Genomic DNA, 18,398 nt, shown 5'->3' on the forward strand with positions numbered 1-18,398 from the left:
TGGGCGGACCATTTGCCCTCAGTCAATGCCCATGCGCCGCCTGGCACGGTGCGCCGAGCCGTCACGCATGGCCCAGCGCAGCACCGGTGCAGTACGTTTCAGGCCAAGGCGGATCAGGCGTTGCTGCAAGGGCCCGTGCTGCAGGCCGAGCATGGATTGGGCCCAGCCTGGCAGCAGGTCGATACCCGCGTGCAGCATCAGTTTGCCCACTGGTTGTGCCAGCCGGCTGGGGGCGGGGGCCGCTAGCAGGATCTGCATCACCTCATGGCTGCGTGCGTCGCAGTGCAGCTGCGGGCGCAGGCGTTGCAGGTAATCTTCCACCTGCTGGCGTGAACGCGGCACGTCACGTGCACCGAGGCGCTCGGCAATCAGGGCGATTTCGTCGTAGTAGGCATCCTGTTCTGCGGGCGACAGGTGTGGGTTGCGGTAGCGCAGATGGGCGGCGAGAAAACTGCTGACCTCCGCCACATGCACCCAGGTCAGCAAATCCGGGTCGCTGGCCGCATACGGTCGGCCATCCGCAGCGGTACCGGTCACCTGCAGGTGGATGGTGCGGACCTTGTCGATCAACCATTCAGCATCGCCTGTGGCGCCGAAGGTAGTACCGGAGATGAACTGGCTGGTACGGCGCAGGCGGCCCAGCAGGTCTTCACGAAAATTGGAATGGTCCCACACCCCGGCGAGGGCCAGCGGATGCAACAACTGCAACATCAGCGCACTGATCCCGCCCACGAGCATGCTCGGGAAGTCGCCGTGTACCTGCCAGCTGATGCTGTGTGGGCCGAACAGGCCAGGGTCACCTTTGGGCGATTCGAGGTCGAGCTGGCCGAGGGCCAGCCCGGTGAGGCTCATGACCTGGGTTTCGATGCGGCGGCGAAGGGCTTCCATGGCGACCTGCGGGGCAGGGCGGCCAGGAACTGTGGCCGCCGGTTACTGATTGAGGCGTTTGTCGATCAGGCCTTGCACCACGCTGGGGTCGGCCAGGGTCGATGTATCGCCCAGGTTGTCCAGCTCATTGCAGGCGATTTTGCGCAGTATACGCCGCATGATCTTGCCTGAGCGCGTCTTGGGTAGCGCGGGTGCCCACTGAATCAGCTCGGGCTTGGCGAAGCTGCCGATTTCCTTGCTGACCAGGGCCAGCAGCTCGGCCTTCAGTGCGTCATCCGGCGACACGCCATTCATGGTCGTGACGAAGGCGTAGACGCCCTGGCCCTTGAGGTCGTGGGGGTAGCCGACCACCGCTGCCTCGGCCACGCTGTCATGCAGTACCAGCGCGCTTTCCACTTCGGCGGTGCCGATGCGGTGCCCGGAAACGTTGATCACATCGTCGATGCGCCCGGTGATCCAGTAGTCGCCATCGGCATCGCGGCGGGCACCGTCACCGGTGAAGTAGTAGCCGGGCAAGGGCTTGAAGTAGGTGTCGACCATACGCTGGTGGTCGCCGTAGACACTGCGGATTTGTCCGGGCCAGCTGGCCTTGATCGCCAGCAGGCCGGCGCCGGGGCCTTCGATCGGTTGGCCTTTTTCGTCCAGCAGCACCGGTTGCACGCCGAACATGGGCTGGGTGGCGCAGCCGGGTTTTAGTGACAGCGTGCCCGGCAGTGGCGTGAGCATGATGCCGCCGGTTTCGGTCTGCCACCAGGTATCGACGATGGGGCAGCGCTTTTGCCCTACCTCCTCGAAGTACCACTCCCAGGCTTCGGGGTTGATCGGCTCGCCGACGCTGCCCAGCAGGCGCAGGCTTTTGCGCGAGGTACTCTGCAGTGGCGCCGAGCCCTCGCGCATTAGCGCACGCAGCGCAGTCGGGGCGGTGTAGAAGATATTCACCTGGTGCTTGTCCACCACCTGCCAGAAGCGCGAAGTGTCCGGGTAGTTGGGCACGCCCTCGAACATCAGCGAAATCGCACCATTGGCCAGCGGGCCATAGACGATGTAGCTGTGGCCGGTGACCCAGCCAACGTCGGCGGTGCACCAGAACACCTCGCCGTCACGGTAGTCGAACACGACCTTGAAGGTCATGGTCGCCTGCAGCAGGTAACCCCCAGTGGTGTGCAGTACCCCCTTGGGTTTGCCGGTGCTGCCAGAGGTGTAGAGGATGAACAGCGGGTCTTCGGCATCCATCGGCTCGGGGGCGCAAGTATCGCCTGCCTTTTCCGTTGCCTCGTGGTACCAGAGGTCGCGGCCTTCGGTCCAGGCGACATCGCCCCCCGTGCGACGCGCCACGAACACGCTGCTGACTGCAGGGCAACTGGCCAGTGCCTTGTCGACATTCTGTTTCAGCGGGATGCGCTTGCCACCGCGCACCCCTTCATCGGCTGTGATCACCGTGCGGCAGTCGGCATCGAGGATGCGGTCGCGCAGGGCATCGGGCGAGAAGCCGCCGAACACGACCGAGTGGATGGCGCCGATGCGGGTGCAGGCGAGCATGGCAAAGGCCGCCTCAGGGATCATCGGCATATAGATGCACACCCGGTCGCCTTTGTTTACCCCGCGTGCTTTCAGCGCGTTGGCCAGGCGGCAAACCTGGCGATGCAGTTCGCGATAGCTGATGGCCTTGGAGTCGCCCGGCTCGTCGCCTTCCCAAAGCAGGGCGGTCTGCTCGCCGCGCTTGGCCAGGTGGCGGTCGATGCAGTTGAAGCTGACGTTGAGTTGAGCACCGTCGAACCAGCGGGCCTTGCCGGTACGCAGGTCGCATTGCTGCACGCTTGACCAGGGTTTGATCCAGTCCAGGCGCTTGGCCTGTTCGGCCCAGAAGGTGTCTGGGTCTTCGACCGACTGGCGGTAGAGGCGGCGGTAGTCTTCGGGGGTGAGGGCGGCGGACTGGCTGACGGCCAGGGCCTGGGGGTAATTGCGGATATCGAACATGGCGGTGGTCCTGCTCTTGTAAGGGGCGAGGGACTGCAACGGCTATTCGATAGGACAGTGTAGCTGGGAGCGGTGTTCAACCTGTGCAGGCCACTTCGCCGGCTTGCCCACTCCCACAGGTACCGCACAGCCGTGGACGGCTGTGTTGTGCCTGCGGGGGCGGGCAAACCCGCGAAGAGGCTAGCGAAGGTCTCGAATCAACCGCGGTGACGGCCGCGGAAATAGTTGATCAGGCCTTGGGTAGAGCCGTCTTCGGCGCTGTCGTCCAGGCTGCCGACCAGGCGCTGGTATACGCCCTTGCCCAACTCCTTGCCCAGCTCCACGCCCCACTGATCGAAGGCATTGATACCCCAGATCACGCTCTGCACGAACACCTTGTGCTCGTACATCGCCACCAGCGCGCCGAGACGACGCGGGCTGATACGCTCGACCACCAAGGTGTTGCTCGGGCGGTTACCCGGGATCACCTTGTGCGGGGCCAGCTTTTCGATGTCCGCTTCGCTCAGGCCTTTGCCACGCAATTCGGTTTCGGCTTCGTCGCGGGTTTTGCCGAGCATCAGCGCCTGGCTCTGCGACAGGCAGTTGGCGTACAGCCATTGATGATGGTCGGCCACCGGGTTGAAGCTCACGACCGGTACGATGAAGTCGGCCGGAATCAGCTGGGTGCCTTGGTGCAGCAACTGATGGTAAGCGTGCTGGCCGTTACAGCCGACGCCGCCCCAGATCACCGGGCCAGTGTCGGTCTTCACCGGGGTGCCGTCCTGCAGCACGCTCTTGCCGTTGGACTCCATGTCCAGCTGCTGCAGGTGCTTGGTGATGTTGCGCAGGTAATGGTCGTACGGCAGGATCGCGTGGCTGCTGGCATTCCAGAAATTGCCGTACCACACGCCCAGCAGGGCCAGCAGTACCGGCATGTTCTTGTCGAATGGCGCGGTCTGGAAGTGCTGGTCCATGGTGTAGGCACCGGACAGCAGTTCCTTGAAGTTGGCCATGCCGATGGCCAGGGCGATTGGCAGGCCGATGGCCGACCACAGCGAATAACGCCCGCCCACCCAGTCCCACATCGGGAAGATGTTCTCTTCGCGGATCCCGAAGGCTACGGCGGCGGCCTTATTGCTGGAAACGGCGATGAAGTGGCGGTACAGCTCGGCTTCCGACCCGCCCTGGGCCAGGTACCAGGTGCGAGCGGCCATGGCATTTTTCAGCGTCTCGAGGGTGTTGAACGACTTCGACGAGACGATGAACAGGGTGGTTTCGGCACGCAGGCTGGCCGACAGCTCATGGAATTCACTGCCGTCGATGTTTGCCAGGTAATGGCAGCGGACACCGCGCTGGGCATAGGGCAACAGCGCCTCGGAGACCAGCTCAGGGCCAAGGAAGGAGCCGCCGATGCCAATGTTGACCACGTCGGTGATCGGCTTTTCGCTGTAGCCGCGCCACAGCCCATCGTGGATACGGCCAACCAGCTCGGTGATCTGGTTAAGAACCTTGTGCACTTCCGGCATGATGTTCGTGCCATTGACACTGAGCTTGTCGCCCACGGGCCGGCGCAGCGCGGTGTGCAGCACTGGGCGGCCTTCGGAGGCATTGACGATTTCGCCGCCGAACATCGCCTTGATGGCGTCCTGCAGGCCCACCTCGTCGGCCAGTTTGACCAGCAGGTCGCGGCTTTGCTCGGTGATCAGGTTTTTCGAGTAGTCGAGGAACAGGCCGCAGGCGCTAAGGGAAAACTGGTCGAAGCGTTTGGCATCGGCGGCGAAGGCTTCGCGCATGCTGAAACTCTGCATGGCGTCGCGGTGTTGCTGAAGCGCCTGCCAGGCGGGCAGCGCCGTCACATCGTGGGGTGTACGGTAATACGCCATTGCGCGGGATTCCCTTGGTGCGTGGTGAGGCCTTGGACACGGCAGTCGTTGCCGGGTTCAGGCTGGCATCATTATAGGCAAAGGCCACGCGCTGGGAATGGGTATGGCAGGGTGATTTTGGAGCCCCTGTAGGAGCGGGCTCGTCCCGCGAATGGGCTGCCAGGCAGCCCAGGCCGTTACGCGGTTTTTTCTTCCACATGCAGGTAAAGGTTATCGATCAACCGTGTGTTACCCAGGTAAGCCGCCGCAATCACCACCAGGTCTCGATCATCGATCATGGCCGGGCGCAGGCTCACAGCATGGCGCACTTCCAGATAATCCGGGCGCAAACCCGCAGCACTCAGCTGCGCCTGCCCCTCAGCGACCAGTGCAGCAAAATCCCGTTGGCCACGGCTGATGGCCGCTGCAATGTGCTGCAATGTGCGGTACAGCACCGGCGCAGTCGCACGTTGCTCCGGCGTGAGGTAACCATTGCGCGACGACAGCGCCAGGCCATCCTCTGCCCGTACGGTCGGTTCGCCAATGATCTGGATCGGCATGTTCAGGTCGCGCACCATGGCGCGGATAACCGCCAACTGCTGGAAGTCTTTCTCGCCGAACACGGCAAGGTCCGGCTGGACCATGTTGAACAGCTTGCTGACCACCGTGGCCACGCCCTCGAAATGCCCGGGCCGGCTGGCGCCGCACAAGCCTTCGGAAAGCCCGGGCACGCTGACCCGGGTCTGTACGGTCATGCCGTCGGGGTACATCTCTTCCACGGTGGGCGCGAACAGCAGGTTGCAGCCGGCCTGCAGCAGGCGTTCCTGGTCGGCGGCAAGGGTACGCGGGTACTTGTCGAGGTCTTCGTTGGCACCGAACTGCAGCGGGTTGACGAAGATACTGGCGACCACGAAGTCGGCACGTTGCGCCGCCTTGGTCACCAGCGCGGCGTGGCCGCTGTGCAGGTTGCCCATGGTCGGTACGAAGCCGATGCGCTTGCCTTCACCGCGTGCGCGGGCTACTGCCGCGCGCAGTTCGCGAACGGTCTTGACTGTATTCATGCACTGAACCCGTGTTCGCTGCCTGGGAAGCTGACTTGCTTGACGGCCTCGACGTAAGCGACGAGGGCGCTGTGGATATCTGGCTGGCCTTGCATGAAGTTCTTCACGAACTTGGGGACCCGGCCGCTCAGCGACAGGCCAAGCATGTCGTGAAGCACCAGAACCTGGCCATCAGTGGCGCTGCCGGCGCCAATGCCGATTACCGGGATGCCCACGGCATTGGTGATTTCTGCCGCCAGTTCGCTGGGAACGCATTCAAGCAGCAGCATGGCCGCACCGGCCTGCTCCAAGGCAATGGCGTCAGCGCGCATCTGGCGGGCCTGGGCTTCCTGGCGGCCCTGCACCTTGTAGCCGCCCAGCACGTTGACGGTTTGCGGGGTCAAGCCCATGTGTGCGCACACCGGCACGCCACGCTCGGCCAGCAGGCGGATGGTTTCGCCCAGCCAGGCCGCGCCTTCGATCTTGATCATGTGGGCGCCGGCCTGCATCAGCGTGGCGCTGTTGGCAAAGGCTTGTTCCGGGGTGGCATGGGCCATGAACGGCAGGTCGGCGAGGATCAGCGCGCCATCGTTGCCACGCTTGACGCTGGCGGTGTGGTAGGCCATGTCCGCAGTGGTGACCGGCAGTGTGCTGTCGTGGCCTTGCAGGACCATCCCCAGCGAGTCGCCCACCAGCAACACTTCAACGCCGGCCTGGCTCGCCGCCTTGGCGAAAGTCGCATCGTAGCAGGTCAGCATGGTGATCTTTTCACCCTTGGCCTTGAGGCCATTGAGGGTGGTGAGGGTTACTTCAGGCATGTCGGAAATTCCTCGTTCAGGCGCTGTAAAAAACGACTGCATTCAACGTGTGTAGTCATCTTCCGGAGCGGCACATCATCGCGCGTGATGTTCGGGCACAGGTCCGTCCGGGCCTAAATACGGGTATGCGGCACTTTGGTGCCACACGGGACGCCTATAGTCGTGAGCGAGGTGGGGGAAGTCAATCACCCTGTTACCGCATTGTTACGATCAGGGTGTTACGGGCGTTACCGGGAGTGTGTAGCCGCCTGGAACGCCCGGTTCACAGGCGTTCCAGGCCGACGAATGGGCATTCCTCGAGCAGTTGCGCGAGGGCGCGCCCATCGGCCAGGCGGAAGTCCCCCGGCACCAGTTCGGCCAGCGGGTACAGTACGAAAGGGCGAGCATGCATGTGGTAATGGGGCACTTTCAGGCGTGGCTCGTCGAGCACCTGGTCGCCGAACAGCAGGATATCCAGGTCCAGCGTACGTGGCCCCCAGCGCTCTTTGCGCACGCGGCCCTGGTCGTTTTCGATGGCCTGCAGCGCATCGAGCAGGGCCAGTGGCGCCAGGGCGGTGTCCACGGCAGCGACGGCGTTGGTGTAACGCGGCTGGCCGGGTAACAGCGAATCGCTGGTATACAAGGCCGAGGCTGCCACCAGGCGTGTGGCTTCAACCTGGTCGAGCGCCTGCAAGGCGCTGCGCAGCTGTTCGGCAGGTGCGTCCAGGTTGCTGCCCAGGCCTAGGTAGGCGCGCGTCTTCACTCGAACGCCTCGTCACCACTGCGCTTGCGTTTGCTGCCGCTGCGCTTGCGTTTGCGCGGGCCGGCTGCGCTACCTTCGTCCCGGCTGCCCAGTTCACGAATCATCTCGCGACGCTCGCTGTCGTTGGCATCCTGGTAATCGGTCCACCACTGGCCCAGGTCGTCGGTTTCTTCCCCGGCACTTTCACGCAGCAGCAGGAAGTCGTAACCGGCGCGGAAGCGCGGGTTGTCCAGCAGCATGTCGGCGCGCTTGCCACTGCGGCGAGGCAGGCGCTCCTGCATGTCCCAGATCTCGCGGATCGGCAGGGTGAAGCGCTTGGGAATGGCGATGCGCGCGCATTGCTCGGCGATCAGGTCGTGGGCTGCGCCATTCATGGCCGGAATCGGCGGCACGCCCTGGTTCTGCAAGTGCAGTACACGCGCCGGCAGGGCAGGCCACAGCAGTGCAGCGAACAGGAAGGCTGGCGTCACCGGTTTGCCCTGCTTCACCCGCAGGTCGGTGTTGTTCAGTGCCTGGCTGATCAGCGTGTGGGTGTAGGTTGGGCGCTCTTCCAGGGCGTGCGCACTGGCCGGGAACAAGGGTTCGAACAGCTCCAGGTCGACGAGCATTTCGAAGGCGATGGCGCCTTGGCCGGACAGGAACAGCTTGAGGCATTCTTCGAACAGGCGCGCTGGCGGGATTTCGCGCAGCAATGGCGCCAGTTCGCGGATCGGCTTGAATGTGTGCTTCTCGATACCGAAGTCCAGCTTGGCGGCGAAACGCACCGCGCGCAGCATGCGCACCGGGTCTTCCTGGTAGCGGTGGGTAGGGTCGCCGATCAGCCGCAGCAGGCGGTTGCGTACATCGTGCACGCCGTTGGCGTAGTCGAGGATGCGCTCGCTGACCGGGTCGTAGTACAGGGCATTGATGGTGAAGTCGCGGCGTTGCGCGTCTTCTTCAAGGGTGCCGTACACGTTGTCACGCAGGATACGACCACTGGCGTTATGCGACGAACGGTGGCTGTCACCTTGGTCTTCGTCCGAGTGGTGGGCGCGGAAAGTGGCGACTTCGATGATGTCACGGCCAAAATGCACGTGGACCAGCTTGAAGCGGCGACCAATGATGCGCGCGTTACGGAATTCGGCTCGGACCTGTTCGGGGGTGGCGCTGGTGGCGACGTCGAAGTCCTTCGGCGTAATGCCGAGCATCAGGTCGCGGACACAGCCACCGACCAGGTAAGCCTGGTAACCGGCACTTTGCAGGCGCTCGACAATGTTCACCGCATGGCGGCTGAACTGGTGGCGCTGCAGCGAGTGCTGGCTCTTGTTGATCACCTCAGGCGTGGTGCGCCTGTGGTGCTGGCCCGGTACGGGCGGGCGGAACGACTGGAACAGCTTCTTCAGCATGGGATGCACTGTTTGAAGGAATGTTCGGCCAAGAATAGGAGAATGGCCGCATGATGGGCGGGGATTCTAGCATTTACTCAGGGAATGGTGTAGGCGGGTAGCAGGATGCCTGCCAGGAAGACAGAAACGACAAGGGGAGCCTAAGCTCCCCAAGAAGTGTCGTTGCGTGCTCTTATTATTTTTTTGCTGGGCTTCTTGTTTTTGTTGAGTGCCCTGCCCACAAATCTCAAAGCTTGTGGACGACCCCCAAACCGGGGGTAAAGAGCAAACGGATTGCTTTGGCCGCTGATGTCACGTTGATCTGTCGATCCAACCAGTTCAGGCGCTGCTTTTTAGTGCAGTTTTTGTTGTTCTCTGCCTGGTCGTGGGGCAAGCCCCAAACACGCATCCTCTCCAAAAGAATCAGTTAGCTGCGCCTCCGCCGTCTTGTTTTTATTGTGCGTGAGCCGTTTCGTCTTGTTCTTATTTTAGATTCAGTGCTTGTTATTGTTTTTGTACTAAGCATATAGCAGGTGCCGTGCCAACTTTTTGAAACCCTTTAAAATCAAGGGCTTGAGAGAATTTGGCGGTTTCCGGCAGGTCCAAAATGGCGGGATTTCGTTACCGTACGCCTCGGGAACTGTTACGGCGGAAAGGTTGGGTAACAGATTTTTGGGGGGGCTGAGGTGTTACCTGGGGAGTTCTCCGTCAAGCATTCAGCGCCTGAGAGATCGAGCGCCGCCCGCGCGGCGCTTCGCGGGGCAAGCCCGCTCCCACATTTGTTTCGGGCCAATCAATCCTGAGGCATCGGGGCTCGCCCCTCTGTTGCTCCATTCAATATCGCGTCGTGCAGCAAGGGGCCGCGCGCCAATGGTGGCAGGAGATATTGGCCCGAAACAGATGTGGGAGCGGGCTTGCCCCGCGAAGCGCCGCGCGGGCGGCGCTCGATCTCGAAGGCGACAACAATGCTGTGCCGAACTCAATTACTCACTGGTGGCGTTGCTCTTGCGCCGTGGAATGCCCAAGCGCTGACGGCGTTCCCACAGGCACTTGCGGCTGACGCCGAGCTTGCGTGCCAGTTCGGTCTCGGTCATGTGGTCCTGATGCTCGAGCACGAAATGCTGGAAGTAGTCCTCCAGCGACAGGTCTTCGGTCGGCTCGTGGCTGGCATTGTTGCCGCCAGAACTCGCTGCGACCAAGGCATTGTCGAGGATGTCATCCTCTTCCAGGTCGCTCAGCTCGATGTCGATACCCAGCAGGTCGGCGGAAATTTCTGCGCTCTCGCTAAGAATCACCGCTCGTTCCACGGCGTTTTCCAGCTCACGCACGTTACCTGGCCAGCTGTAGTGACGAATGGCCTGCTCGGCCTCGGCTGAGAAGTGCAGGTCGTCACGGCCGATGCGTGCGCGCTGGCGGGCGAGGAAGGCACTGGCAATCTCGTTGACGTCGCTGCCGCGCTCGCGCAGGGCCGGCAGCTTCAGGGCGATCACGTGCAGGCGGTAGTACAAGTCCTCACGGAACTGCCCAGCCTTGGCAAGGTTTTTCAGGTCGCGGTGGGTCGCTGCGATCAGGCGCACATCGACCTTCTGCGACTGCACCGAACCTACCCGGCGAATCTCGCCTTCCTGCAGGACACGCAGCAGGCGGGCCTGGGCCTCGAGCGGCAATTCGCCGATTTCGTCGAGGAACAGCGTACCGCCGTCGGCAGCCTCCACCAGGCCGGCGCGGCCCGCGCTGGCGCCGGTAAACGCACCTTTTTCGTGGCCGAACAGTTCCGACTCGATCAGTGTTTCGGGAATGGCCGCACAGTTTACCGAGATCATCGGTGCCTTGGCCCGTCGGGACAGGTTGTGCAGGGCGCGGGCCACCAGCTCTTTACCGGTGCCCGACTCGCCCTGGATGAGCACGTTGGAGTCGGTAGGTGCGACCTTGCGTATCTTGCTGTACATGTCCTGCATGGGTGGGCACGAGCCAATGATGCCGATTTCGCCATTGGCCGCTGTGGCGCTACCTTTTTCGGCCGGGGCAGCCTTGCCATTGCTGACGCGTGGCTCGGCAGCCGGTGCAGCGGCCGGAGCGTTCTGGCGGTCGCGCAGGATGCGTGCCACGGCCTGCAGCATCTCGTCGTGGTCGAAGGGCTTGGCGATGTAGTCCACCGCGCCCATTTTCATCGAGTCCACCGCCGAGCGCAGGCTGGCGTAGCTGGTCATGATCAGCACCGGGGTACCTTGGCCAAGCTTGATCAGCTCGGTGCCAGGCGCGCCTGGCAAGCGCAGGTCACTGACGATCAGGTCGAAGGTGGCAATGCTGAAGCGTTCCTGGGCTTCCTGCACCGAGCCGGCTTCGCTGACCTGGTACTGGTTCCGCTCAAGCAGACGACGCAAGGCCGAGCGGATGATGGTTTCGTCTTCGACGATCAGAATATGCGGCATTGATTCAATTCTCTCGACGGTCTCGAATTTCAGGGGACGTCGCTACGACATGCCGGGGCAGGGTCACGCGGATCCGGGTGCCACGTTGCCGTTCGATATCGGCCGGGCTGTCGATGGTGATTTGCCCATAATGCTCTTCCACGATGGAATAGACCAGAGCGAGCCCCAGTCCGGTTCCTTCGCCCGGGTCCTTGGTGGTGAAGAACGGTTCGAACAGGCGGTCCATGATGTTCTTCGGGATCCCGCTGCCCTCGTCCTCGACGATGAGGTCGACGGTGTGCTCGCTGGCTTCGCTGCGCACACGCACGGCACTGCCGGGCGGCGAGGCATCGCGGGCATTGGAAAGCAGGTTGATCAGCACCTGGGCCAGGCGCTGCGGGTCCCCTTCGGCCCAGTGGTCCGGGTCGCAGAGGTTGAAGAACTGTACTTCGAAATTGCGCCGGTTCAATGCCAGCAGGCCGATGGCGTCCTGTGCCACTTCGGCCAGGCACACGGGTTCTTCGCTGTTCTGGACGCTACCGCCGGCATGGGCGAAGCTCATCAGCGACTGGACGATTCGCGACACGCGCTTGGTCTGTTCGAGGATCTGGCTGGACAACTCGGTGATCTCGCCATCGCCTTCGCGTTCTTCGCGCAGGTTCTGCGCCAGGCAGGCGATGCCGGTGATGGGGTTGCCGATCTCGTGGGCCACGCCCGCAGCCAGGCGGCCAATGCTGGCCAGGCGCTCGGAATGCACCAGTTTGTCTTCCAGCGCCTGGGTTTCGGTGAGGTCTTCCACCAGTAGCACCAAGCCACTGTTACCCGGGGCCAGCGGCTCGTCGATGGCCGCTTTGTGCAGGTTCAGCCAGCGCGGTTGGCCGTCCAGGGCCAGGCGCTGCTTGTGCAGGTGCTCGTCGGGCACATTGATGAAGCCTTGCAGCAGGCCGCGCCAGGGTTCGCCGATGGTCACCAGGCGTGAGCCGACCACGTGCTTGGCGGCAATGCCGGTGAGCTCTTCCATGGCCTTGTTCCACATGAGGATTTCCTGGTCCTTGGCCAGTGAGCAGACACCCATGGGCAACTCTTGCAGGGTCTGCCGATGGTAACGGCGCAAGGCATCCAGCTCGGCAGCCAGGCCGGTCAGGCGCGAGTGATAGTCTTCCAGGCGGCTTTCGATGAAGTGGATGTCCTCGGTCACGTAGTTTTCGTTACCGGACTTGTACGGCAGGAAGGTTTCGACCATGTCCTGGGCCACGCTTGGCCCCATCAGGCCCGACAGGTTGGCCTCGATTCGGTCGCGCAGACGGCGCAGGGCATAAGGGCGGCGCTCGTCGAACGGCAGGTACAGGTCACGCAGGGCCTGCTCCACTTCTTTTTGCGCAGCCTTGGCACCCAACGGCTTGGCCAGCTGGGTAGCGAATTCCTGCGGAGAGGCAGCGTGCAGCTCACGGCGCTGCGGGCGGCGCACGTTGTCCACCGCGCAGGCTTCGGCGGCGCTGACCTCTTCGCTGCTGGCGTTGGTGAACAGCGAGATGAGGGTGAACAGCAGCACGTTGGCCGCCAGCGAAGCAATGGCCGCCATGTGCCAGCTGGTATCGTCCAGCACATAGATCATGTCCAGCAGCGGGATGTAGAAACCCTGCAGGTTGCCCAGCAGCGGCAGCAGCATGGTTACCATCCACACCAGGGTGCCGGCCAGCAGCCCGGCGATGAAGCCGCGGCGGTTGGCGGTTGGCCAGTACAGCACCGACAGTACCCCTGGCAGGAACTGCAATGTGGCGACAAAGGCAACGATACCCAGATTGGCCAGGCTCTGGTGGTTGTTCTGAGTCAGGTAGAACATGAAACCGGCGGTAATGATGGCGACGATCAGCGCACGACGGGTCCATTTCAGCCATCGGTAGATATTGCCCTCGGCCGGCGGTTGGTACAGCGGCAGTACCAAGTGGTTGAGGGCCATGCCCGACAGGGCCAGGGTGGTGACGATGATCAACCCGCTGGCGGCGGACAGGCCGCCGATATAAGCCAGCAGCGCCAGAGCCTGGTTGTTCGCGGCAATGCCCAGGCCCAAGGTGAAGTACTCGGGGTTGGTGCTGGCGCCCAGGCGCAGGCCGGCCCACAGCACCAGCGGTACCGCCAGGCTCATCAGCAGCAGGAACAGCGGCAGGCCCCAGCTGGCGCTGACCAGCGAGCGCGGGTTGAGGTTTTCGGTGAAGGCCATGTGGTACATGTGCGGCATGACGATGGCCGAGGCGAAGAACACCAGCAGCAGGGTGCGCCATGGGCCTTCCTGCAGCGGGGTGTGCAGGGCTGCCAGGGCGGTCTGGTTCTGCAGCAACCAGACTTCCAGCTCGTGTGGGCCGCCGAACACGCCGTACAGCGCATACAGGCCGATGCCACCCAGTGCCAGCAGCTTGATCACCGACTCGAAGGCGATGGCGAATACCAGGCCTTCATGCTTTTCGCGCGTGGCGATGTGCCGCGAGCCGAAGAAAATGGTGAACAGGATGATCAGTGTACAGAAGGCAAATGCCACCCGGGCCTTGACTGGCTCACCGGTGAGGATGCTGATCGAGTCGGCCACCGCCTGAATCTGCAGGGCGAGCAGCGGCAGCACGCCGATCAGCATGATGATGGTGGTCAAAGCCCCGGCCCAGGTGCTGCGAAAACGGAACGCCAGCAGGTCGGCCAGTGATGAAAGCTGGTAGGTGCGGGTAATCTTCAGGATCGGGTACAGCAGCACCGGTGCCAGCAGGAACGCGCCGGACACCCCCAGGTAACAGGCGAGGAAGCCGTAGCCGTACTGGTAGGCCAGGCCCACCGAACCATAGAAAGCCCAGGCACTGGCATACACACCCAGCGACAGGGTGTAGGTAAGTGGGTGGCGAATGATTGCGCGCGGGATCAGCCCACGCTCGCTGATCCAGGCCACGCCGAACAGCACCATGAGGTACCCGGCGCTGATCAGGATCATCTGGGTCAGGCTAAAGCTCATCGGCATCTCGTTGGCTCTGCAGGATAAAGGTGACGACGATCAGGATCAGCCAGAGCAGGTAGGGGCGGTACCAGGCTCCGGTCGGTTCGATCCACCAGTCCATGATGGCCGGGGAGAACAGGTAGATCCCCACGACCAAAAGCAGGACCAAACGATAGATGTACATGCTGGCCTCGATGGTTGGGCGCTGCGGGCTTGAACTTATTATTGGCGCAAATGGCAGGGGGGATGCTAGCGGGAATCCACAGCGTTCGCCAAGGGTTTGAATTTAATGGGCTTTTGTTTTTAGGGGGCCTTTGCCTGTGGCCGCGCTTTCACGGGCATGCCCACACCCACAGGTAGACCACAGGTCTTCAAGGTGGCGTGGTTCCTGTGGGAGCGGGCGCGCCCGCGAAGCGGCCGGTAAAGGTTCAGCGCAAATCAGCCTCTGGCACTGTGGTCCGCTGTGCGATCGCGTCCGGCCGCCATTGTGTGCGCGCGACTGCCAGTACCTCAGCTGGCGTAGCCAACAGAAGTTCCGGGTCTGTCTCCTGCCCCAGCGCCCGCAATGCCCGCAACAGCAGCGGTGTAGCATGCTCCGCCTGCAGTGGCGGCGAGCGGTACGATTTGCCCAGCTTGTGCCCATCCGGCTGCACGATCAGCGGTATATGCAGGTAGCGTGGTTGCGAAAAGCCCAGCAGCTCCTGCAGGTATAGCTGGCGCGGGGTGTTGTCGAGCAGGTCGGCGCCGCGCACGATGTCGGTAACACCCTGCCACGCATCGTCCAGTACTACCGCCAACTGGTAGGCATAGAGCCCGTCGCGCCGCTGGATGACGAAATCGCCCACCTCACGGCCCAGGTGTTGCTGATATTCCCCCTGCACCCGATCGGTAAAACGATAGATAAGCTCCGGCACCCGCAAGCGGATCGCCGCGCCTTCACGGGCATGCCCGGCGTTACGGCACAAGCCTGGGTAGATGCCGTTGTAACCCTCCAGCTGCTTGCGCGAGCAGGTGCAGGCGTAGGCCAGGCCCATGTTGAACAGGCGGTCGACTACTGCGGCATAGGCATCGTGGCGCTGGCTCTGGAACACAACCTCGCCATCCCACTCCAGGCCGTAGCGCTCGAGCGTCTGCAGGATCGCATCCCGGGCACCGGGCATTTCACGGGGTGGGTCGGTGTCTTCCATGCGCAGCAGCCAGCGGCCATTGACGGCGCGGGCATCGAGCCAGGAGGCGAGGGCGGCCACCAGCGAGCCAAAGTGCAGGAAACCGCTGGGGGTGGGGGCGAAACGCCCGATGTAGCTGGAGTGGGTCATGGTCTGGCTGGGCATATAAATGAAACGGGGCGCATGATGCGCCCCGTTCAGGTGGAAGAAAGATCAGCCTTTGCCGACCGTTTTTTCCTTTTTCTCGGCGATTTCCTTGCAGTCGAAGCACAGGTCGGCGGTTGGGCGGGCTTCGAGGCGGCGCAGGCCGATTTCGATACCGCACGATTCGCACCAGCCGTAATCTTCGTCCTGGATCTTCTGCAGGGTCTTGTCGATTTTCTTGATCAGCTTGCGCTCGCGGTCACGGTTGCGCAGCTCCAGAGCAAATTCTTCTTCCTGGCTGGCACGGTCGGCCGGGTCAGGGAAGTTCGCAGCTTCATCCTTCATGTGGTCTACAGTGCGATCCACACTTTGCATGAGCTCGCCTTTCCAGGCATTGAGAAGCTTGGTGAAGTGCTTCTTCATGGGCTCGCCCATGTACTCTTCGCCCTTGGTCTCTTTATAGGGCTCGACACCGTACATGGTTTGACCGGTTTTTTGCTTTTCTACGGTGGACATGAATAGACCGCCTCTCACTCATCTGATCCAATGCGCAGGATGCTCCATCCCCGGCGACCGCCGGCCCTGCGACTGCGAGCCGCCGAACTTACCAGATAGATCGGGGGTGCGCTACCCCGCCCGATCCTGCTTGTTGACATCGGCGCGAGCCGTACGTTCGTTGGCGTGCAGAGGTAGAATCTCCAGTTTAGACCCAATTGAGAGAAGGTCATGGCCCACCCTTACAGTGCGCGCAGCCGCGCCATCGAACCCTTCCACGTCATGGCGCTGCTGGCCCGGGCCAATGAGCTGCAGGCGGCCGGGCACGACGTGATCCACCTGGAAATCGGCGAGCCGGACTTCACTACGGCCGCGCCGATCGTCGCCGCCGGCCAGGCCGCGCTGGCCGCCGGGCACACGCGCTACACCGCAGCACGAGGCCTGCCGGCCCTGCGCGAGGCGATCGCGGGCTTTTATGAGCAGCGCTATGGCCTGGGCATCGACCCGGAGCGCATTCTGATTACCCCGGGTGGCTCTGGCGCGTTGCTGCTGGCCAGCAGCCTGCTGGTCGACCCGGGCAAGCACTGGCTGCTGGCCGACCCGGGTTACCCGTGCAATCGCCACTTCCTGCGCCTGGTCGAGGGCGGGGCGCAGCTGGTGCCGGTGGGCCCGGAGGTGAATTACCAGCTGACCGCCGACCTGGTCGAGCGCCACTGGGACCAGGATACCGTCGGTGCCCTGGTCGCTTCGCCTGCCAACCCGACCGGCACCGTACTGGGCCGTGACGCGCTGGCCAGCCTTGCCAAGGCCACCCATGAGCGCCATGGCCACTTGGTAGTGGACGAGATTTACCATGGCCTGACCTATGGCATGGATGCGCCGAGCGTGCTGGAAGTCGATGACTCGGCGTTTGTCCTGAATAGTTTTTCCAAGTATTTCGGCATGACCGGTTGGCGGCTGGGTTGGCTGGTGGCCCCCCCGGGTGCAGTGTCCGACCTGGAAAAGCTGGCCCAGAACCTGTACATCAGTGCACCGAGCATGGCCCAACATGCCGCGCTGGCGTGTTTCCAGCCGGAAACCCTGGCCATTTTGGAGCAACGCCGCGCCGAGTTTGCCCGCCGCCGCGACTACCTGTTGCCTGCCCTGCGCCAACTGGGCTTTGGCATTGCCGTCGAGCCACAGGGTGCGTTTTACCTGTACGCCGACATCAGCGCCTTTGGTGGTGATGCGTTCGCCTTCTGCCGGCACTTCCTCGAGACCGAGCACCTGGCCTTCACCCCAGGCCTGGACTTCGGGCGCCACCTGGCCGGGCATCATGTGCGCTTTGCCTACACCCAGAGCCTGCCGCGCCTGGAAGAAGCGGTACAGCGAATTGCCCGGGGCCTGCGGAGTTGGCAAGGCTGATGCGTTTTTCTCCCGATCTTGAGCAAGGCCGCCTGCTGCGCCGCTACAAACGTTTTCTCGCTGATATCGAACTGGCCAGCGGCGAGCTGATGACCATCCACTGCCCGAATACCGGCTCCATGCTCAACTGCATGCGTGAAGGCGGGCAGGTATGGTTCAGCCGCACCAACGACCCCAAGCGTAAGCTGCCGGGCACCTGGGAAATCAGCGAAACCCCGCAGGGCCGGCTGGCGTGCGTGAATACCGGTCGGGCCAATGCCTTGGTCGAAGAGGCCTTGCGCGCTGGCACTATCGCCGAGCTGGCCGGGTTTACCGCGCTCAAGCGTGAAGTGGCCTATGGCGAGGAGGGCAGCCGCATCGACTTCCGCCTGGAGTTCGATGGCGCGCCGGCCTATGTCGAGGTCAAGAGCGTCACCCTGGGTTACCCCGACAGCACTGTCGCAGCGTTCCCCGATGCGGTGACCCAGCGCGGCGCCAAGCACCTGCGCGAGTTGGCGTCGTTGGCCCGGCAGGGTGTGCGGGCCGTGCAGCTGTATTGCGTGAACCTGACCGGCGTCGACGCCGTGCGCCCGGCGGCAGAAATCGACGCGGCCTATGCCCAGGCGTTGCGCGCCGCAGTGGCCGATGGCGTGGAGGTGCTGGCCTATGGCACGCGCCTGGACGCCGAGGGCATCGTCATCGACCGCCGCCTGCCCGTGCTGCTCAACCCTTGAACCAGATGCCGTGGCTGTCCTCGTGGCAGCCAATGGCCTGAAGTTGCTCGCCCTCGCAGGGGCCGGCCACGCATTCGCCGCTTTCGATCAGGAACAACGCGCCGTGGTGGGCGCAGTGGATGAGGCTGGCGCTGTCATCGAGAAACGCATCTTCTGCCCAGTTCAACGGGATACCCTTGTGCGGGCAGCGGTTGCGGTACAGGTACACCTGGCCCTGGCGGCGCACGCCGAACAGTTCGAGGCCGTCTACGCTGAAGGCGCGGCTGTGGCCTTCGGCCAGGCTGTGTGAAGTACAGAGGAAGTGCATGGCAAGGACGACTCGTGAAACAGATGATGGCTTGACGCGTCAATGCGAATAATTATCAAATTGCCCGCATTCGCTGTGCCCAGCTGCCTATGGTGCGCAGTTCCGCCGCCC

General features: G+C 63.1%; 15 protein-coding genes. 2 read left to right on the forward strand and 13 right to left on the reverse strand.

Annotation, left to right across the window (positions count from 1 at the left end; genetic code table 11):
• Positions 1-18 precede the first annotated feature (18 nt).
• The 12 genes from E8E68_RS20795 to dksA all read right to left on the reverse strand — a co-directional run bounded on the left by E8E68_RS20795 (position 19) and on the right by dksA (position 15,884).
• Positions 19-888 (reverse strand): oxygenase MpaB family protein, encoded by an 870-nt coding sequence (locus tag E8E68_RS20795; RefSeq protein WP_266031278.1) that lies wholly within the window; start codon positions 886-888, stop codon positions 19-21.
• A 42-nt stretch (positions 889-930) separates the two neighbouring features.
• On the reverse strand, positions 931-2,865 hold the full coding sequence (gene acs / locus E8E68_RS20800; protein ID WP_280344316.1) for an acetate--CoA ligase: 1,935 nt from the start codon (positions 2,863-2,865) through the stop codon (positions 931-933).
• A gap of 197 nt (positions 2,866-3,062) precedes the next feature.
• Positions 3,063-4,727 carry a glucose-6-phosphate isomerase gene (gene pgi, locus E8E68_RS20805; RefSeq protein WP_280344319.1) on the reverse strand — a complete coding sequence of 555 codons (1,665 nt, stop codon included), beginning with the start codon at positions 4,725-4,727 and terminating at the stop codon, positions 3,063-3,065.
• A gap of 176 nt (positions 4,728-4,903) precedes the next feature.
• Positions 4,904-5,767, reverse strand: a complete 864-nt coding sequence (gene panC / locus E8E68_RS20810) for a pantoate--beta-alanine ligase (RefSeq protein WP_266031284.1) — start codon at positions 5,765-5,767, stop codon at positions 4,904-4,906.
• Positions 5,764-6,564, reverse strand: a complete 801-nt coding sequence (panB, locus tag E8E68_RS20815; RefSeq protein ID WP_266031286.1) for a 3-methyl-2-oxobutanoate hydroxymethyltransferase — start codon at positions 6,562-6,564, stop codon at positions 5,764-5,766. Before panB ends, panC begins: the two co-directional genes overlap by 4 nt.
• A 262-nt stretch (positions 6,565-6,826) precedes the next feature.
• Positions 6,827-7,306, reverse strand: coding sequence for a 2-amino-4-hydroxy-6-hydroxymethyldihydropteridine diphosphokinase (gene folK, locus E8E68_RS20820; protein WP_266031288.1), 480 nt, complete (start codon positions 7,304-7,306; stop codon positions 6,827-6,829).
• A complete protein-coding gene (locus tag E8E68_RS20825; RefSeq protein ID WP_266031290.1) occupies positions 7,303-8,691 on the reverse strand; it encodes a polynucleotide adenylyltransferase PcnB in 1,389 nt (462 codons plus the stop codon). Before E8E68_RS20825 ends, folK begins: the two co-directional genes overlap by 4 nt.
• Before the next feature lie 962 nt (positions 8,692-9,653).
• Positions 9,654-11,102, reverse strand: coding sequence for a sigma-54 dependent transcriptional regulator (locus E8E68_RS20830; protein WP_266031292.1), 1,449 nt, complete (start codon positions 11,100-11,102; stop codon positions 9,654-9,656).
• A gap of 4 nt (positions 11,103-11,106) precedes the next feature.
• The gene (locus E8E68_RS20835; RefSeq protein ID WP_177410769.1) at positions 11,107-14,082 is read right to left on the reverse strand and encodes a sensor histidine kinase; all 2,976 of its coding nucleotides are present in this window, start codon (positions 14,080-14,082) and stop codon (positions 11,107-11,109) included.
• A complete protein-coding gene (locus E8E68_RS20840) occupies positions 14,066-14,242 on the reverse strand; it encodes a hypothetical protein (RefSeq protein WP_003250005.1) in 177 nt (58 codons plus the stop codon). Before E8E68_RS20840 ends, E8E68_RS20835 begins: the two co-directional genes overlap by 17 nt.
• Before the next feature lie 244 nt (positions 14,243-14,486).
• Complete coding sequence (gene gluQRS / locus E8E68_RS20845; protein WP_280344355.1) at positions 14,487-15,374, reverse strand: tRNA glutamyl-Q(34) synthetase GluQRS; 888 nt, start codon at positions 15,372-15,374, stop codon at positions 14,487-14,489.
• Positions 15,375-15,437: 63 nt separating this feature from the next.
• On the reverse strand, positions 15,438-15,884 hold the full coding sequence (dksA, locus tag E8E68_RS20850) for an RNA polymerase-binding protein DksA (protein WP_016501618.1): 447 nt from the start codon (positions 15,882-15,884) through the stop codon (positions 15,438-15,440).
• A gap of 210 nt (positions 15,885-16,094) precedes the next feature.
• On the opposite strand from dksA, the gene E8E68_RS20855 reads away from it, so the two are divergent.
• The gene (locus tag E8E68_RS20855; protein WP_280344326.1) at positions 16,095-17,267 is read left to right on the forward strand and encodes a pyridoxal phosphate-dependent aminotransferase; all 1,173 of its coding nucleotides are present in this window, start codon (positions 16,095-16,097) and stop codon (positions 17,265-17,267) included.
• Complete coding sequence (gene sfsA, locus E8E68_RS20860) at positions 17,267-17,980, forward strand: DNA/RNA nuclease SfsA (RefSeq protein WP_280344328.1); 714 nt, start codon at positions 17,267-17,269, stop codon at positions 17,978-17,980. The genes E8E68_RS20855 and sfsA overlap by 1 nt, the downstream gene beginning before the upstream one ends.
• On the opposite strand, the gene E8E68_RS20865 is transcribed toward sfsA, so the two are convergent.
• Positions 17,970-18,287 (reverse strand): Rieske (2Fe-2S) protein, encoded by a 318-nt coding sequence (locus E8E68_RS20865; protein ID WP_110746203.1) that lies wholly within the window; start codon positions 18,285-18,287, stop codon positions 17,970-17,972. The genes sfsA and E8E68_RS20865 overlap by 11 nt on opposite strands.
• Between the last annotated feature and the right edge of the window lie 111 nt (positions 18,288-18,398).

The organism is Pseudomonas sp. BN607 (assembly GCF_029871175.1).
Lineage (GTDB): Bacteria > Pseudomonadota > Gammaproteobacteria > Pseudomonadales > Pseudomonadaceae > Aquipseudomonas.

Coding starts and splice junctions, on each gene's coding strand:
- E8E68_RS20795 (WP_266031278.1), bottom strand. CDS start 888: ATGGAAGCCCTTCGCCGCCGCATCGAAACCCAGGTCATGAGCCTCACC.
- acs (WP_280344316.1), bottom strand. CDS start 2,865: ATGTTCGATATCCGCAATTACCCCCAGGCCCTGGCCGTCAGCCAGTCC.
- pgi (WP_280344319.1), bottom strand. CDS start 4,727: ATGGCGTATTACCGTACACCCCACGATGTGACGGCGCTGCCCGCCTGG.
- panC (WP_266031284.1), bottom strand. CDS start 5,767: ATGAATACAGTCAAGACCGTTCGCGAACTGCGCGCGGCAGTAGCCCGC.
- panB (WP_266031286.1), bottom strand. CDS start 6,564: ATGCCTGAAGTAACCCTCACCACCCTCAATGGCCTCAAGGCCAAGGGT.
- E8E68_RS20825 (WP_266031290.1), bottom strand. CDS start 8,691: ATGCTGAAGAAGCTGTTCCAGTCGTTCCGCCCGCCCGTACCGGGCCAG.
- E8E68_RS20830 (WP_266031292.1), bottom strand. CDS start 11,102: ATGCCGCATATTCTGATCGTCGAAGACGAAACCATCATCCGCTCGGCC.
- E8E68_RS20835 (WP_177410769.1), bottom strand. CDS start 14,082: ATGCCGATGAGCTTTAGCCTGACCCAGATGATCCTGATCAGCGCCGGG.
- E8E68_RS20840 (WP_003250005.1), bottom strand. CDS start 14,242: ATGTACATCTATCGTTTGGTCCTGCTTTTGGTCGTGGGGATCTACCTG.
- gluQRS (WP_280344355.1), bottom strand. CDS start 15,374: ATGACCCACTCCAGCTACATCGGGCGTTTCGCCCCCACCCCCAGCGGT.
- dksA (WP_016501618.1), bottom strand. CDS start 15,884: ATGTCCACCGTAGAAAAGCAAAAAACCGGTCAAACCATGTACGGTGTC.
- E8E68_RS20855 (WP_280344326.1), top strand. CDS start 16,095: ATGGCCCACCCTTACAGTGCGCGCAGCCGCGCCATCGAACCCTTCCAC.
- sfsA (WP_280344328.1), top strand. CDS start 17,267: ATGCGTTTTTCTCCCGATCTTGAGCAAGGCCGCCTGCTGCGCCGCTAC.
- E8E68_RS20865 (WP_110746203.1), bottom strand. CDS start 18,287: ATGCACTTCCTCTGTACTTCACACAGCCTGGCCGAAGGCCACAGCCGC.